This window comes from Empedobacter falsenii, from assembly GCF_013488205.1.
Taxonomy (GTDB): Bacteria; Bacteroidota; Bacteroidia; order Flavobacteriales; family Weeksellaceae; genus Empedobacter; species Empedobacter falsenii_C.
Genome location: NZ_CP040908.1, coordinates 2,289,696 through 2,307,163 on the forward strand (window position 1 = coordinate 2,289,696; position 17,468 = coordinate 2,307,163).

At 31.4% G+C, this 17,468-nt stretch carries 18 protein-coding genes; 7 read left to right on the top strand and 11 right to left on the bottom strand.

The annotated features are described in order from the left end of the window. Positions 1-14 precede the first annotated feature (14 nt). Together msrA and FH779_RS10645 are read right to left on the bottom strand one after the other, a co-directional pair. Positions 15-548 carry a peptide-methionine (S)-S-oxide reductase MsrA gene (gene msrA, locus FH779_RS10640; RefSeq protein WP_180904666.1) on the bottom strand — a complete coding sequence of 178 codons (534 nt, stop codon included), beginning with the start codon at positions 546-548 and terminating at the stop codon, positions 15-17. Positions 549-613: 65 nt separating this feature from the next. Next, a complete protein-coding gene (locus FH779_RS10645) occupies positions 614-1,075 on the bottom strand; it encodes an Lrp/AsnC family transcriptional regulator (RefSeq protein WP_115001022.1) in 462 nt (153 codons plus the stop codon). Positions 1,076-1,402: 327 nt separating this feature from the next. Between FH779_RS10645 and metK the strand changes: the two genes are divergently transcribed. Next, positions 1,403-2,662, top strand: coding sequence for a methionine adenosyltransferase (metK, locus tag FH779_RS10650; protein ID WP_180904667.1), 1,260 nt, complete (start codon positions 1,403-1,405; stop codon positions 2,660-2,662). Between the two features lie 59 nt (positions 2,663-2,721). Here metK and FH779_RS10655 read toward each other — a convergent pair whose 3' ends face one another. Beyond that, entirely contained in the window at positions 2,722-3,099 is a 378-nt protein-coding gene (locus tag FH779_RS10655) for a hypothetical protein (RefSeq protein ID WP_180904668.1), read from the bottom strand. Positions 3,100-3,195: 96 nt separating this feature from the next. Beyond that, positions 3,196-3,579, bottom strand: a complete 384-nt coding sequence (locus tag FH779_RS10660) for a hypothetical protein (protein WP_180904669.1) — start codon at positions 3,577-3,579, stop codon at positions 3,196-3,198. A gap of 145 nt (positions 3,580-3,724) precedes the next feature. Between FH779_RS10660 and fabG the strand changes: the two genes are divergently transcribed. Then, positions 3,725-4,468, top strand: coding sequence for a 3-oxoacyl-[acyl-carrier-protein] reductase (gene fabG / locus FH779_RS10665; RefSeq protein WP_038336119.1), 744 nt, complete (start codon positions 3,725-3,727; stop codon positions 4,466-4,468). Positions 4,469-4,550: 82 nt separating this feature from the next. Beyond that, positions 4,551-6,221 (top strand): 2-succinyl-5-enolpyruvyl-6-hydroxy-3-cyclohexene-1-carboxylic-acid synthase, encoded by a 1,671-nt coding sequence (menD, locus tag FH779_RS10670; protein WP_180904670.1) that lies wholly within the window; start codon positions 4,551-4,553, stop codon positions 6,219-6,221. Positions 6,222-6,267: 46 nt separating this feature from the next. Here the strand turns inward: menD and FH779_RS10675 are convergent, their stop codons facing one another. From FH779_RS10675 to FH779_RS10705, 7 genes are all read right to left on the bottom strand, one after another. Then, a complete protein-coding gene (locus FH779_RS10675) occupies positions 6,268-6,924 on the bottom strand; it encodes a SanA/YdcF family protein (RefSeq protein WP_180904671.1) in 657 nt (218 codons plus the stop codon). A 123-nt stretch (positions 6,925-7,047) separates the two neighbouring features. After that, complete coding sequence (locus FH779_RS10680) at positions 7,048-8,073, bottom strand: Vgb family protein (protein ID WP_180904672.1); 1,026 nt, start codon at positions 8,071-8,073, stop codon at positions 7,048-7,050. A gap of 287 nt (positions 8,074-8,360) precedes the next feature. Continuing rightward, positions 8,361-8,927 carry an elongation factor P gene (gene efp / locus FH779_RS10685; protein WP_038336113.1) on the bottom strand — a complete coding sequence of 189 codons (567 nt, stop codon included), beginning with the start codon at positions 8,925-8,927 and terminating at the stop codon, positions 8,361-8,363. Between the two features lie 19 nt (positions 8,928-8,946). Further along, a complete protein-coding gene (gene lpxA, locus FH779_RS10690) occupies positions 8,947-9,732 on the bottom strand; it encodes an acyl-ACP--UDP-N-acetylglucosamine O-acyltransferase (protein WP_115002092.1) in 786 nt (261 codons plus the stop codon). 17 nt (positions 9,733-9,749) lie between these two features. Next, positions 9,750-11,138, bottom strand: coding sequence for a bifunctional UDP-3-O-[3-hydroxymyristoyl] N-acetylglucosamine deacetylase/3-hydroxyacyl-ACP dehydratase (locus FH779_RS10695; protein ID WP_135835139.1), 1,389 nt, complete (start codon positions 11,136-11,138; stop codon positions 9,750-9,752). A gap of 6 nt (positions 11,139-11,144) precedes the next feature. Beyond that, positions 11,145-12,170: a UDP-3-O-(3-hydroxymyristoyl)glucosamine N-acyltransferase gene (lpxD, locus tag FH779_RS10700; protein WP_180904673.1), complete on the bottom strand. Its 1,026-nt coding sequence runs from the start codon at positions 12,168-12,170 to the stop codon at positions 11,145-11,147. An 87-nt stretch (positions 12,171-12,257) separates the two neighbouring features. Further along, a complete protein-coding gene (locus FH779_RS10705) occupies positions 12,258-13,448 on the bottom strand; it encodes an HD domain-containing protein (RefSeq protein ID WP_244957948.1) in 1,191 nt (396 codons plus the stop codon). Between the two features lie 277 nt (positions 13,449-13,725). Here FH779_RS10705 and porX point away from each other — a divergent pair, with 277 nt between their 5' ends. The 4 genes from porX to FH779_RS10725 are packed head-to-tail and all read left to right on the top strand — an operon-like array spanning position 13,726 to position 17,273. Next, positions 13,726-15,279: a T9SS response regulator signal transducer PorX gene (porX, locus tag FH779_RS10710; protein WP_180904674.1), complete on the top strand. Its 1,554-nt coding sequence runs from the start codon at positions 13,726-13,728 to the stop codon at positions 15,277-15,279. Beyond that, positions 15,280-15,684: a tRNA (adenosine(37)-N6)-threonylcarbamoyltransferase complex ATPase subunit type 1 TsaE gene (gene tsaE / locus FH779_RS10715; RefSeq protein ID WP_180904675.1), complete on the top strand. Its 405-nt coding sequence runs from the start codon at positions 15,280-15,282 to the stop codon at positions 15,682-15,684. A 6-nt stretch (positions 15,685-15,690) separates the two neighbouring features. Next, positions 15,691-16,896 (top strand): alanine dehydrogenase, encoded by a 1,206-nt coding sequence (locus FH779_RS10720; RefSeq protein WP_180904676.1) that lies wholly within the window; start codon positions 15,691-15,693, stop codon positions 16,894-16,896. A 17-nt stretch (positions 16,897-16,913) separates the two neighbouring features. Next, complete coding sequence (locus FH779_RS10725; RefSeq protein ID WP_147280013.1) at positions 16,914-17,273, top strand: hypothetical protein; 360 nt, start codon at positions 16,914-16,916, stop codon at positions 17,271-17,273. Positions 17,274-17,468 lie beyond the last annotated feature (195 nt).

Here is a 17,468-nt window from a genome sequence, read left to right on the forward strand (position 1 = left end):
ATTGGTCGCTTTTCTTATTTTAAAATCTGTTTGAATTTAGATTTAAATTTTGCAATTTTTGGTCCAACAACTGCCGAACAATATGGCTGATCCGGATTTTCATTGTAATAACCTTGATGATAATCTTCGGCTGGCCAAAATTTATCTAAAGACTCTATTGTTGTAACGAATTTATCTTCATATAAAGTTCCGTTATCAAATTCTTTTAACGATTCTTCTGCTTGCTTTTTTTGTTCTTCTGATGTGTAAAAAATACTCGAACGATATTGTGTACCAACATCGTTTCCTTGTCTATTTAACTGTGTTGGATTATGAATATTCCAAAAAATTTCTAATAATTCTTTGTACGATATCACTTCATTGTCAAAAGTAATTTCAACAACTTCCGCATGATTTGTATCTGTATCACAAACCTGACGATAAGTAGGATTTTCTACATTACCTCCTGCAAATCCAGAGATAGCTTGTTCTACTCCATTTATCGAATTAAAAATTCCTTCCACACACCAAAAACAACCAGCTCCTAAAACTGCTATTTCCTTGCTCATGTCTTCTCTATTTTTACTTATTCAATCAAAAAAAATTCTAATTTATCAGAACCATTCTTATATTTTTATACCAATTGGAAAGCGGTATCATCTTTTACATCACCAATCACAAAAGTACTGTGAGTACTACCAATTACCTTTATTGTTGTTAGTTTATTTACCATAAAATCTCTGTATTCGTCCATATTTTCGAAAGACATTTTAATAATGTAATCGTAATCACCACTTACATGATAACTCGCCTGAACTTCTTTTAAATTCACAATTTCGTTTTCGAAAATCTTGATGTTATCAGCAGAATGTTGTTGTAACTTAATATGGCTAAATACCAAAAGCTCTCTGTTAATTAATCTTCTATTTACAAGCGCAACATATTTAGAAATAATTCCTGACTTTTCTAATTTCTTGATTCTTTCATGAATTGCGGTTGACGATAAATTTAACTTATCAGATAATTCTTTATAGGTAATTTTACTGTTTTCTTGTAGATACATTAGCAGTTGTTGATCGAGAGTGTCAAATTTCATTTCAATTAATTTTTTTCTAAAGTAACAATATTATTTTGAATAATTATCTATATAGAGTAAAAAAAATAAACGTTTACAGAAAATATATTTATAATTTATTAAAACACACCGTTTTTGTTCTATTCTAAAAAAGATAAAAAGTTAAACTCTATAATTTTTATATACTAATAAATGTTAAATATCTTTCATTATTCATATTATTCATTGTATATTTGAGCTCGAAAAAAATCGAGAGGAATGATTTGACTGATTGCAACCTCATAAAACAATTGCTAAAACAGGACTTCAGTTTTCTCCTTTCCTCTATCATTTAAAAAAAGTATAGAAATGTCATATTTATTTACGTCAGAATCAGTTTCTGAGGGGCATCCTGATAAAATTGCCGATCAAATTTCTGATTCAATTCTTGACCACTTTTTAGCATTTGATGCAAAAAGTAAAGTAGCTTGTGAAACTTTAGTAACAACTGGACAAGTTGTTTTAGCAGGTGAAGTAAAATCTAATTCTTACATTGATTTACAACGTGTAGCAAGAGAAACAATTGCTGAAATTGGTTACACGAAAAGTGAATATATGTTTGATGCAAATTCTTGTGGAATTTTATCTGCAATTCACGAGCAATCTCCAGATATTAACCAAGGTGTAGACAGACAATCTGACGAAGAGCAAGGTGCTGGTGACCAAGGAATGATGTTTGGTTATGCTACAAGTGAAACTGAAAACTATATGCCTTTGGCGTTAGATTTATCGCACAGATTATTGAAAGAATTAGCGCATATCCGTAAATACGAAAAAGATTTATTGCCATATTTACGTCCTGATGCTAAATCTCAGGTAACAATTGAATATGATAATGACAACAAACCTGTTCGTATCGATACAATTGTAATTTCTACTCAACATGATGACTTCGCTAACGAAGAAGCTATGAGAGATAAAATTACAAATGACTTAGTAAGTATTTTAATTCCTCGTGTTAAAGCGCAATTACCTGTTCATTTACGCGATTTATTTACAGATAGTATTACTTATCATATCAATCCTACAGGAAAATTCGTTATTGGAGGACCTCATGGAGATACAGGTTTAACTGGTCGTAAAATTATTGTAGATACTTATGGTGGTAAAGGTGCTCACGGTGGTGGTGCTTTCTCAGGAAAAGATCCATCAAAAGTTGACCGTTCTGCTGCTTATGCTGCGCGTCATATTGCAAAAAACTTGGTTGCAGCTGGTGTTGCTGACGAAGTTTTAGTACAAGTTTCTTATGCAATTGGTGTTGCTGCTCCAGTTTCTTTATTAGTAAATACTTTCGGAACTCAAAAAGTTGAGTTAACAGAAGGAGAAATTTCTACAAAAGTTTCTGAAATCTTTGATATGAAGCCTTTCGCTATCGAGCAAAGATTAAAATTAAGAAATCCTATTTACAAAGAAACTGCATCTTACGGACACTTAGGTAGAGATCCAAAAACGGTTTCAAAACGTTTTGAATCTGCTAATGGACAAGATGTTGTTGAAGTTGAAGTTGAATTATTCACTTGGGAAAAATTAGACTTCGTAGATCAAATTAAAACAGCTTTCGGATTATAATCTGAAAATTTTAAATCATACTAAAAAATCCACTCAATATTGAGTGGATTTTTTTATGATTAATTTTTACTAATCGAATTGACTAACCAATATCGTTTTCCTTCTTTGTAAGAAATATTGATACTATCTCTAGAAAGCATAATCAGTTTTGTTGGTGTCCAACCCACGTTTCTTAACGAATTGCTTCCTGTCATTTCCATTTGAATATTTTCTATCGGATCAATTTTTTGAGATGTGATAAAATCAAATTTATATAAATTCTTAGATTGAGAAACTTGCACTAATCCACTATCTTGTACAATTCCTCCTAAAGAATCTTGAAAAATAATAAATCGTCTTTCATATTTTTCTTTATAAATAGTATTCTGGCTATCATCCTCATTATTACAAGAAAATATCATCATTAATAATGAAGCAAAACATACAATCGTTCTCATAAAACATCATTTTATATTTAACAATTTTCAGCTCAAAATATTGTATAAAAAAAGACGCTCACTACTGAACGTCTTTTCTATTATTATTCCTAAAAATTATCTTGTTGCATTTGCAGTCCAAGTTTTACCGTCTTTTGTGTAAAGAATTGTCAATTTAGCATTATCAATTCTAATATAAGATAATTCATCTGCTCCAACACTCACCAAAGTATTGTCACCTTTCTTTTCAAACTCAACACCGTTCAAATCTGGAATTTTATCAGAAAAAGCAAAATTATACTTTGTTCCGCTTGCAATTTTTGTTACAAATACACTACCACTTTGAGTTGATAATGAATTATTCGCGTCTTTATAACTTAAACTTCCTTTGTAAGTTCCTGCAAAAAAATCGTTATTTGCCGGATCGTCATCATCATTACAAGCTGTGAATACAAATAAGGCGAAAAATGTTACCGCCAAAAATTTCAATAGATTCTTCATGTTTTTATTTTTTTATTGGTTATAACAATCAATATTTTCAATTATAATACCATAAAATGTTAAATAAAATTGATAAAGTATTTTTTAACATTTTTAACTCTCACAAAAAATCGTATTTTTGAAGCAATATATAATACCTATAAACATGAATTTATTGCAAGGTAAAACAGCAATCGTTACAGGCGCAACTCGCGGTATTGGAAAAAGTATTGCTGAAGTTTTTGTGAAAAATGGCGCTAACGTTGCCTTTACTTATGCTTCTTCTGTAGAAAAAGCTAAAGCTTTGGAAGAAGAATTGGGACAATTCGGTAAAGTAAAAGGATATCAATCTGATGCTTCTGATTACGAAGCTGCTCAAAAATTAGTAGAAGATGTAATTGCTGAGTTTGGTCAAGTTGATATTGTAATTAATAATGCTGGAATTACGAAAGATAATTTGTTGATGAGAATGTCTGCAGAGGATTTCGAAAAAGTAATTCAAACAAATTTAAATTCGGCTTTCAACTTAACAAAAGCAGTGATCAAACCAATGATGAAACAACGTTCTGGATCTATCGTGAACATGTCATCTATTGTTGGAATCAAGGGAAATGCAGGACAAGCAAATTATGCTGCATCTAAAGCTGGTTTAATTGGTTTCTCTAAATCTGTTGCGTTAGAATTAGGTTCTCGTAACATTCGTTGTAATGCAATTGCACCAGGTTTTATCGAAACTGAAATGACAGAAGTTTTAGATCAAAAAGTGGTTGAAGAATGGCGCAATGGAATTCCATTAAAACGTGGAGGACAGCCAGAAGACGTTGCAAATGCATGTTTATTCTTAGCTTCAGATTTATCAAGTTATGTAACAGGACAAGTTTTGAGTGTAGACGGAGGTTTACATACTTAATTCTTAAAAATATCATACTTTTTGAAAGGTTTTGTTTAGTAAATTTGCTAATCAAAACCTTTTATAATTTAAGACAACTACGTTGAGAAAAATATCAAATAAATTAAATGTTCAATTGATTGCTGAAACTTTTTTGGCTTTCGGAATTGATCATATCGTATTATCGCCAGGATCTCGAAACGGAGCATTAACCATGCAATTTGCGAATGACAAACGTTTCAAAACTTATAGTGTAATCGACGAACGTTCGGCTGGATTTGTCGCTTTGGGAATGGCTCAGCAAATTCAAAAACCTGTTGTGGTTTGTTGTACTTCTGGTTCGGCAACGGCAAATTATTACCCAGCAATTACGGAAGCTTTTTTTCAGAATGTTCCTTTAATCGTACTTTCTGCCGATCGTCCCGAACATTTAGTTGATAATTTTGATGGACAAACTATTCGTCAAAATAATTTATTCGAGCAACATTCTGTTCATAATGTTCAACTTTCCGAAAGTGAAGAAACAGACGATTTGACAAGAAATATGTTGTTGACGAAATATGCGTTGATTGATTGTATGCACAAATCTGCGCCAATTCATATCAATATGCCTTTTTCTGAACCTTTGTACGAATCTGTAACAACGCCAGATATTGAAATTGATACAATTACAATTCCTGCAAAAGATTATCCAGAAATTGATGTAATTGATTTTATGAAACGTTGGAATGCTTCGACACGTAAAATGATTTTGGTCGGATTACATCATCCTGATGCCAAATTTGATCATTTTGTAAAACAATTAGCCCAAGATGATTCGGTTGTTGTTTTGACAGAAGTGACGTCAAATATTCATGATGAACGATTTTTCAATAAAATAGATCAAGTTATTTTCCCTTATTCGGAAGAAGAATTAGAAGCGTTGAAACCTGATATTTTATTGACAATTGGGCAAAATGTTGTTTCAAAAAAAATAAAAAAATTCTTACGCGATCAAAAACCAACGCAACATTGGCATTTGGACGAATATTGGCAACCAGATACTTTCCAAGCATTAACAGATAAAATAGAAACAAAACCTGAATTGTTTTTAGAACAATTTGTTCCGTTTGTCAATCCAAAAGAATCTGAATATTACATTACATGGAATTCGATACGAGAAGCGAATAATATCAAACACAAAAACTACATCAATATGATTCCGTTTTGTGATTTGAAAGCATTTGATTCTATTATCAGAAATTATCCAGAAAATTGGCAAATTCAGTACGGAAATTCTACCGTTATTCGTTACGGATTATTGTTCGATCATAACAATTCGAATCCTGTTTTCTGTAATCGCGGAACAAGTGGAATTGATGGTTCTACGTCGACAGCAATTGGCGCTTGTATCGCTTCTGGTCAAAATACGGTGATGATTACAGGAGATATTTCATTTTTCTATGATTCGAATGCGTTGTGGAATGTCAATATGCCGAATAATTTCAGAATTATTTTGATTAATAATGGTGGCGGAAATATTTTCAAATTTATTCCTGGCCCTTCTGAAACAGATGTAGTTGAAGATTATTTTGAAACAAAACATCATTTCACTGCCGAACATTTAGCTAAAATGTATGATTTTGAATATAATGTTGTTTCGAATTTAACAGATTTAGAAAATTCGTCCAACGATTTTTATGCAGAAAGTAATCGCCCGAAGATTTTAGAAATTGATACACGAAATTCTGCTAACGATGCTATTTTAAGAGGATATTTTAGTAGTTTGAAGTAAAAATATTAGAAGAGAAATCAATTTGTTTGGTTTCTCTTTTTTTTATTTAAATTATCTCAATTTTCTTTCCTAAAAATTTTGGTTGAATACCAAAAAAGCTATCAATAAAAACTTTCGTTCGGGCAAAATATTCACGGATATTTGTTTTTAATCCAGCATGTTTATTGACATCTTTCGCATTGTAACCATATGCATTAATTCCTTTTTGACGTGCAATGTAAACTGCTCGTTGATTGTGAAATTCTTGCGAAACTATAATAAATTCATTCTGTCCAAAAATTTCCTTTGCACGTATCATCGAATCTAAAGTTCTAAAACCTGCATAATCCAAATAAATCACATTTTCTGGAACTCCACTTTTTATCAAAGCTTGTTTCATCGCTTCAGGTTCGTTGTAATTTTTTCGACCATGATCTCCACTCAAAATAAAATGCGTCACTTTTCCTGATTGGTACAATTTTGTTGCTGCTTCTATACGATACGTGAAGTAATAATTTTGATAACCACTCACCAAATTTGGCGCAGTTCCCAACACAACCGCAACTTTAGTTTTAGGTAAAATTTCTAATTTATCTGTGACAAATTCTTCCGTAGAGTTTTCTATTTTATAATTCGCAAAAGCTGTAAACAAAAGACTTAAAACACCAAAAATAAGTAAAGTATAAAAAGATTTTTTCAGAAACTTTTTGGTTTTAATTTTCATACAATAAATTCGATTGATTCTTAGCTAAAATACACGATTAATATGATTTTAACTAATAAAAAAAGTAGCTAAAATTAGCTACTTTTCTATATAATTGTTAAAAATTATTAACTAATTATTTTTTTAGTTTTTGGAAATTTTTTGCGTAAAAGTTTTATCAGCTGTTATTACTTTTAAGATATAAGTTCCTTTAGAAAGAGAAGATACATTTACTTGTTTTGTATTTTCTTTTGTTAAAATTAACTTTCCATCCATTGAATATAATTCTATTTTCAAGTTATTATTTTCAATGTTTATATTTAGAAAATCTTTTACTGGATTTGGATAAATAACCATCTCATTTTTTGAAATTTCAGCTGTACTCAAATCTGATAAACTTATTTTTACTACTTTATTTCTAGAGACTAATGCGCAATACAATTCATCATTATAAACAGCAAGCCCGTTTGTATATCCTAAATCAGAAACAAATAAATCTGCTTCAGTAGTAGTTTCTGATAAATTATACTTATAAATTTTACCTGCATAATCAGTTGAAATATATAAATTTTGATCTTTATCTAATGCCAAATAAGAAGGATTTTTCACATTTGTAACAACGGTAGACAATATACCATTTTGTGTAATTTTATATACTTTATTGTCTTTAACAGAAGCTACATATAAGTTTCCGTTTTTATCAAAAACAAGTCCTCTCGCCCCTTGTATCGAATGAGATAAATTAGTAATTTCTATTGTATTTAAATCAAATACAGATATTACACCATCTCTTTCTTCAGAAAAATAAATATTCTTTGATATAGGATCAATAGCCATTCCGTAAGCAGAATAAGCAGGATAAGAAACCGATGTTCCTGTCAAAGAATTGATTGACTTAATACTTCCTAAAGCTTGAAAAGAAGCCCAAATATCTCCAAAAGAGTCAATCGCTAATTGTCTTGGTTGACCATTCATTCCTGTTTTAAGAGTTGTCAAAGAGTTATTTTCAAATTTTTTTATACCATAATCAGATTCTGTTCCCACATAAAGTATACCTTTTGAATCGAAGACAATTCCCGTAGGGTTTCCAGATACAGTTACATAATCAGATACGGTTTGTGCATTTAACATTGATGTTAATAGCGTAACAAAAAATAAAAGTTTTTTCATAATCATAAAAATTTAAGTTGTTTAATAATGCAAAGCTAAAATTTTATTATGAACAAAAATCTGATTATTATCATAACAAACTCAACTGCAATAAGATACAAATAAACGTTTATATATGTAATTATTAACTTAATAGCTATTAAACTATAAATTCAAACTATTGGATACAATCCTTGATTAATATTGTATTTAGAAATAAATTAGAAAATATCTTGAAAAAAAATTAGAAAATAAAAAATCCCTCTAATTAATTAGAGGGATTTTTTGTTATAATTGTTCAGAATATATTATTCTTTAATTCTTTCTACATAAGAACCATCTTCTGTGTTGATTTTCACTTTATCACCTTCGTTAATGAATAAAGGAACACGAATTTCAGCACCAGTTTCTGTCGTTGCAGGTTTTGTAGCATTTGTAGCTGTATCACCTTTAAGACCTGGCTCTGTGTATGTAATTTCCATTACAACTGTAGTTGGTAACTCAGCTGCTAAAGCTGTTTCATCAGAAGCACGGAACAAGATTTTTACTTCGTCACCAGCTTTCATAAATTGTGAATTATCAATCAAATCTTTGTTTAAATAAACTTGAGAGAAATCATCATTATTCATGAAGTGGAAACCATTATCATCTTCATATAAATATTGGTAGTTACGTGTTTCTACACGAACCTCTTCAATTTTATGACCAGCAGAAAATGTATTGTCTAATACTTTTCCATTAGTTAATGATTTTAATTTTGTACGAACGAAAGCAGGTCCTTTACCTGGTTTTACGTGTAAAAATTCGATAATTTTATACGTATCATTATTAAAAATAATACATAAACCTTTTCTGATATCAGAAGTTGTTGCCATTTATTCTATTGTTATTTTATTAAACTCCCGAGCTATATCCTTTCATAATTCCACGATCACTTGTATTGATAAAATCAAGGATTACTTCACGATAATGTGAATCTGGGAATTTTTCTAAGATTTGTTCTACAGCCTGAGATACGTTATTTTTTTGTTGATATAAGATTCTGTAAATACCTTGAATTTCGAAGATTTCTTCTGATGTGAAACCTTTTCTTCTCAATCCAATTGCATTAACTCCCGCATAAGCAACAGGATTTTTTGCTGCTTTAACGTACGGAGGAACATCTTTACGAATTTGTGTCGCACCAGCTACAAAAGCATGTTCTCCAATTTTTGTAAATTGATGAACCGCACTATAACCACCAATAAAAGCGAAATCTCCAACTTCTATATGTCCTGCTAAACCAACCGCATTTACGATTACGACATTATTTCCTACAACACAATCGTGCGCGATATGCGCAGTTGCCATAATCAAACAATTGTCACCAATTTTAGTATAACCTAATGCATTAGTTCCTTTGTTTACAGTAACACATTCACGAATCGTTGTATTGTCACCAATATATGTTAAAGTTTTTTCACCTTCGTACTTCAAATCTTGAGGCTCACCAGAAATTACTGTACCTGGATAAATTTTACAATTTTTTCCAATACGCGCTCCTGACATAATTGTTACATTAGGACCAATCCATGTTCCATCACCAATTTCTACATCTTCGTAAACAGAAGAGAAAGGGCTGATTGTAACATTTTCACCTATTATTGCAGTTGGATGAACATATGCCATCGGATGATTCATAACTTCCATTTCTTTAATTATTCTTTTGTAATAACTGCCATCATTTCTGCTTCCACAGCGATTTGATTGTTCACATATCCAATTCCTTGCATATGAACAATTCCTCTTCTAATTGGTTCAACCAACTCTAATTTAAACACCAATGTATCTCCTGGAATAATTTTACGTTTAAATTTAGCACTTTCAATTTTCATGAAATAAGTTGAATAATCTTGAGGATTTTCTAATTCTCCTAAAATTAATAGACCTCCTAATTGCGCCATTGCTTCAATTTGCAATACACCTGGCATAACAGGTTCTTTAGGAAAATGTCCAACAAAGAAAGGCTCGTTCATCGTTACATTTTTCACGCCGATTAAACCTGTTGCACTTTTAGAAATTACCTTGTCAATCAATAAAAATGGTGGACGATGTGGTAATAACTTCATGATATCATTAATATCATAAACTGGTTCTGCTGTCAAATCAAATTCTGGCACTTTGTTACGTTGCGCTAATTTAATTTGTTTGCTTAATTTCTTTGCAAAATTTGTATTGGTATGATGTCCAGGCTTTGTTGCAATAATTTTAGCCTTCAATTTTTTACCTACTAAAGCCAAATCTCCCACAACATCTAATAATTTGTGACGAGCAGCTTCGTTTGGATAATGTAAAGTCAAATGATCTAAAATTCCATTCGGACGAATAGAAACATCATCTCTATTGAATGCTTTACATAATTTTTCTTTTGTTTCTGGCGTAATTTCTTTGTCAACATAAACAATTGCATTGTCTAAATCTCCACCTTTTACTAAACCAGCTTCCAACAATTGCTCTAACTCATGTAAGAAACAAAATGTTCTTGCTTGAGAGATATCTTGTTTAAAGTTTTTGATAGATGTTAAAGTTGCATTTTGAGTTCCCAAAACTTTCGTTCCGAAATCTACCATTGCTGTAACTTGGTATTCATCTGCAGGAATCGCAGTGATTTCTGACCCTGTTTCTGGATCTACGTACGTTACAATTTCTTTAATTCTATAATATTCTCTGTCTTTATCTTGCTCTACAATTCCAGCAGATTCTATTGCTTCAACGAAAAAACGAGAAGAACCGTCCATAATTGGTGGTTCCGCATTGTCAATTTCAATGTAACAATTATCAATATCCATACCTACCAAAGCCGCCAAAACGTGCTCTGTTGTATGTACTTTAACTCCTTTCTTCTCTAAAGTTGTTCCTCGAGCTGTACTCACAACATATTGTGCATCAGCTTCTACTTGAGGTTGACCTTCTAAATCTGTTCTAACAAATACAAATCCTGTATCTGGTTCAGCTGGTTTAAATGTTAAGGTAACAAATTTACCTGTATGTAAGCCAACACCTTTTAGAACGGCTTCATTCGCTAAAGTTTTTTGTTTATCAGACATTAACTTTTACTTTTGTTTGTTCTCTTTTTCTAATTTATCGATTCGTTTCACAATTTCTGGAAACTTTCTAAAATGTACGTACGATTTTCTAAAGCTTGATGCATCCATTGCTGGCGAACCATACAATTGCGTTTTGCTTTCTACATCTCCATTGATACCACTCTGAGCTTGTACTTGTACAAAATCTCCGATTGTCAAATGTCCTGCGATACCAACTTGACCTCCAATCATACAATTGCGTCCAATTTTTGTAGAACCTGCTACTCCACTTTGCGAAGCAATAACAGTATTCTCACCAATTTGAACGTTGTGAGCAATTTGAATTTGGTTATCTAATTTTACTCCTTTACGAATAATTGTAGATCCCATTGTTGCTCTATCAATTGTTGATCCTGCTCCAATTTCGACATTATCTTCAATCAAAACATTTCCTATTTGAGGAATTTTTTCGAAAGAACCATCTGGATTTGGCGCAAAACCGAAACCATCAGCACCAATCACAACATTAGAATGAATGATACAATTTTGACCAATTTCACACTCTTCATACACTTGTACGCCCGAATGTAAAACGCTATTATCACCAATCTTAGCATGATCGCCAATCGTTACATTTGGATATATTTTCACATTATTCCCAATCGAAACGTTAGCTCCAATATAAGAAAAACTTCCAACATATACATTATCTCCTAGTTGCGCAGTAGAATTTACTTTCGTATATTCTTCTATCCCAACTTTATTATTTTTTATCGTATTGTAATACTGCAATAGCTGTGTAAAGGCTTGATATGCATCTTCAACCACAATCAATGTAGACGAAATAGAATCTGTTGCCACAAAATCCTTACTCACAATCACAATAGAAGCGTTTGTTGTATAGATAAAATGCTCGTATTTCGGATTAGCCAAAAACGAAATCGAACCTTCTTTTCCTTCCTCTATCTTCGATAATGTGGAAACATCTACATTTGCATCACCTTTTACGGTTCCTTGCAATAATTGCGCAATCTCTGCAGCTTTAAATTTCATAGTCTGCAAAACTAATAATTATTCTTAAATTTATAAAATGATTATTTAAGTTATTTAACTTTTTTGTCAAATTCTTCAAATCACTATTTAAACGCTGTGGTAATGATATTTTGTAATTTCTTGTTGCAAAAATTGCGTTAACAAACTTTTTTCTGAACTCGAAATTTCTTTTACCTCACCATTTTTATATAAAACCTTTATCGGACTTTTTGATTTTTCGTAGGGAACAATTTTTATCGTTGTTTGCTCTACAAAATAACTTGCATCATCAATTCCTAAAGCTTTTTCTACTCTATTTTTTTCAACCAAAATTTCTTCTTCAGATAATTTTGTATCCATCAAATATGATTTTGGTAATGTACGCTGAATAATATTTTTGGATAATTTACTCAAAATTAAATCATCATGAAACTGCCATTCTTTTATCGCTGATAAAACATCCGAATCGTCTAAACGCGTAAAAATTTCTAAACCTTCTTTCGATAAACTTCCTACTTCATTTTCTTCTAAAAAGTATTTAAAAGCAAACGTAGCAAAAAGATTTTCTCCCGCTTTTGTCAATTCTTTTGCTCTTCTCAAAACGCTAATCAAAAAATTCTCTGCTGTAAACGACTTCTTGTGCATATACACTTGCATGTACATAAACATACGCGCCATCAAAAATTTCTCGACCGACGAAATTCCCTTTGCTTCTATCACCAGCTCATCATTCGAGACATTCATCATCGAGATAATTCGTTCTGGATTGATATTTCCTTCTACCACTCCTGTGTAAAAACTATCGCGTTTCAAGTAATCCATTCTATCACAATCCAACTGACTAGAAACCAATTGCGACAAGAATTTTTTCGGATAATTCCCTTTAAAAATCTGAATAGCTAAAGCTAATCGATTATCAAAAATTTGATTCAATTCTTCCATCAAACGAAGCGAAATTTCTTCGTGATGCGAACCATTAATGATAGAATGTTCAAGAGAATGAGAAAAAGGACCATGTCCCAAATCGTGTAATAAAATTGCAATTAAAGCTCCATTTTCTTCTTCTGGAGTAATATCGACGTTTTTTCTTTTGAGAATATTTAAGGCTTTTTGCATCAAATGCATACAACCTAAAGCGTGATGAAAACGAGAATGTCTGGCTCCTGGATAAACTAATTCTGTTAAACCCGTTTGCGAAATCCTACGAAGTCGTTGAAAATATGGATGTTGAATAATCTGATAAATAAGCTCGTTTGGAATCGTAATAAATCCATGAACTGGATCATTTACTATCTTCAACTTATTATTGTTTAATGGATTCAAACGTACTATTTTATCGGCAAAGATAAGAATTTTTACTCATTCTGAACGTTACTTTTTTGATTAAGAATGGTTTTTATAAAATATTTTAGATAAAAATCATTTTTGGAATTATTTATGCTAAATAATCATCGCAAATTTTGGGAAAACTCCAATTTTGTTTAACATACAATTTTGATTTTAACATTTCCGTTATCGCTATATTTGGAATAATTCTAAAATGTAGAAATCAATATAAAAAATAAAAATATAACAAATGGCTATAAAAATTTTATGGATTGATGATGAAATCGATTTATTGAAACCACACCAACTTTTTTTAGAGAAAAAAGGATACGATACAACAATGATAAATAATGCGACTGATGCATTAGAAGAAATAGAAAAAGAGAACTTTGCAGCGGTTTTAATCGACGAAAATATGCCAGGTTTAAGTGGATTGGAAGCCTTACCAAAAATTAAGGAATTGCGTCCAAACCTTCCTGTTATTATGGTCACAAAAAGTGAGGAAGAGCATATCATGGAAGATGCAATTGGCTCGCATATAGCAGATTACTTGATTAAACCAGTTAATCCAAATCAGATTTTATTGAGTTTGAAAAAGATTTTGGATGCTTCGAAAATTATTTCAGAAAAAACAGTTATCAATTATCAACAGGAATTCAGAAATATCACAATGGATATGATGAATGCGCGCGATTATGAGGATTGGCAAGAGATTTATAAAAAATTAGTTTTTTGGGAACTTGAGCTTGAAAATATCGAAGATACAGCACTTTCTCAAATCATCGAAAATCAAAAAAGTGAAGCGAATGCAGCTTTCTTCAAATTTATAGAACGTAATTACGAAGATTGGTTGCATGACGACGAAGATCGTCCCGTTTTATCGCACACAATTTTCAATCAATTAGTTCGACCTCATCTTGGAAAAGATAAAAATGTCTTATTGATTATGGTTGATAATTTACGCTACGATCAATGGAAAGTTATTGAGCCAATTTTCAATCGTTATTATAATTCGGAAGCCGAAAATTTATATTATAGTATTTTACCTTCGGCTACTCAATATGCTAGAAATGCGTTCTTTTCGGGTTTAATGCCTTTAGAAATTGAGAAAAAATATCCTGAATATTGGTTGAATGATACCGACGAAGGAAATAAAAATATGTACGAAAAAGAATTGTTAGGAGAACAATTAAAACGTCTTGGTTTTGGCGATTTATCGTATAATTATTTCAAAATTTTAAATTCTGATTTCGAGAAAAAAATTGCAGATGATTTTAATAATTACAAAAAGAACAATCTAAATGTAATTGTCTACAACTTTATCGATATTCTTTCGCATGCGAAAACGGACAACAAAATTGTTGGTGAAATTATTCGTGATGATAAAACGTATCGTTCGATCACAAAACATTGGTTTGAGAATTCATATTTAATGGAAATTGTGAAAAAAGCGGCGCAAGAAAAAATGAAAATTATTGTAACAACCGATCACGGAACAATTTACGTAAAGGAACCTACAAAAGTGATTGGCGACAAAGAAGCAAGTACAAATTTGCGTTATAAACTGGGGAAACAATTGCAATACGATCCGAAAGATGTTTTGGCGGTTGAGCAACCAGAAAAATTCCTTTTACCTAAGGTTAATGTTACGTCAAAGTATATCTTTGCAAAAGAAAATTTATTTTTAACGTATCCAAAAAATTACAATCATTTCGTTAATTATTACAAAAACACTTACCAACACGGTGGAATTTCGTTGGAGGAAATAATTATCCCAATGGTTGTTTTAACACCAAAAAATTAAATGGAATTTATCATCAATAATTTAGACGAATTACCAGAAGTTGCTCAAAAAATAATCGATCAACTTCAACATAAATTAATCACTTTCGAAGGAGAAATGGGAGCTGGAAAAACAACTTTTATCAAAGAGTTTGTAAAAGCTTTGGGAACAAATGATGAAGTTTCGAGTCCTACTTTTTCGATTGTAAATGAATACGAAACAGATAAAGGAAAAGTTTATCATTTCGATTTTTATCGTTTAAATCACGAAGATGAAGCCTTAGATTTTGGGATTGAAGAATATTTATATTCTAATCAATATTGTTTAATGGAATGGCCAAATAAAATTGCTAACTTTATACCAGATGAACACCACACAATTACATTGGAAAATGTAGATGGAGTTCGTCATTTAAATTTTAGTTAATCGTATATGGACGGAAAAAATATTTTCACGCCTTTTTCTCAAGAAGATCTTATTCCTCAACCCGAGCGTTTAGAGATTCCTCATAAGAAAGAACGCTTTGATATTGGAATTCCAAAAGAAACAAATAATCAAGAAAAAAGAATTTGTCTTTCTCCTGATGCAGTCGAAATTTTAGTCAATAATGGACATCAAGTTACGATAGAAACTGGAGCAGGAGAAGGTGCAAATTATTCGGATAAAGAATATTCGGAAGCTGGTGCGCAAATTTCTTACAATACGCAAGCTGTTTTCGAGAAACCTATTATTCTAAAAGTTGGACCACTTACTTTAGATGAAATTGATTGGGTGAAACCAAATGCATTGATTATTTCATCTGTTCCGGCGAATACCTTAAGACGCGAATATTTTCAGAAATTAATTACAAAACGTGTAAACGCTGTTGGATTTGAATTTATTCGTGATGAACAAAATCATTTACCAGTCGTTCGCTTATTAAGTGAAATTGCAGGAACAACGGCAATTTTGGTTGCAAGTGAATTGATGTCTTCTACAAACGGAGGAAACGGAATTTTGATGGGCGGCGTAACAGGCGTTCGTCCAACAGAAGTTGTGATTCTTGGAGCTGGAACGGTTGCAGAAAATGCGACAAGAACAGCTTTAGGTTTAGGTGCTTCGGTTCGTGTTTTTGATAATTCATTAACAAGATTAAGACGATTACAACAAAATATAGGACAACGAGTTTCTACTTCTACATTAGATCCAAAAGAATTAGGAAAAGCTTTGCGACGTTGCGATTTAGCAATCGGTGCTCTTCGAGGAGAAACACGTACACCTTGTGTTGTAACTGAGATGATGGTGCAAAATATGAAAGCTGGCGCTGTTATTATTGATGTGAGTATTGATCAAGGTGGATGTTTCGAAACATCTGAATTAACAACCCATGATCATCCAATTATTATTAAGAATGATATAATTCATTATGCGGTTTCTAACATCACTTCTCGCGTCGCACGTACCTCTACCAAAGCGTTGAGCAATTATTTCTTGTCGTATTTATTCCAAATTTCAGAAGAATCTGGTTTTGCGAATGTGGTACAATCGGATAAAACTATAAGAAATGGCGTATATTTGTACAAAGGAAGAATTGTAAAAAAGAACTTATGTGATTGGTTTGATTTACCATTTCACGACATTAATTTATTGATCATATGACGTTTACGCAAAGATTTATGAAGTATTTGATGGGAGTTGGAATTGGGTTAGTTTTCGTCGCAATGGCGTTTGGACCTCGTGCTTTCTCATGTAATTACTTTCCAAATGCAAGGGTTTTGGATGAAGCTTTTTCAAAAAGATTAGCTATTTCACCAGAAGCTCAGGCATTTTTAAAAGCAGAAAATTTAGATTCGACATTCTTGAAAAAAGAATTATTCAAAAGAAGTAAAGTTGATTTTGATCACTCGAAAAAAGATCAGGTTCCTTGTAGAGAATATTTGGCAAACTATAAAAGCAAAGACAATACGAAAGATTATGATTTTGTATTAGAAATTTGTAAAGAAGATTCGAAATTAGTTTCCATCAAAAAGAAATAAAACAAAAAAACCACTTCGTTTGAAGTGGTTTTTTTGTTTATGATTAATTTATAAATTTCAAAATTACTAAAACAATTACGAAGATTAATATTGCGACAATAATTACATCTTTAAATTGTACTTTTTTAGTTCCGAACTCTACGTTTCGGTTTAAACTTTTTCTTTTTTTATTGGCTTGCATGGGTTGATATTAGA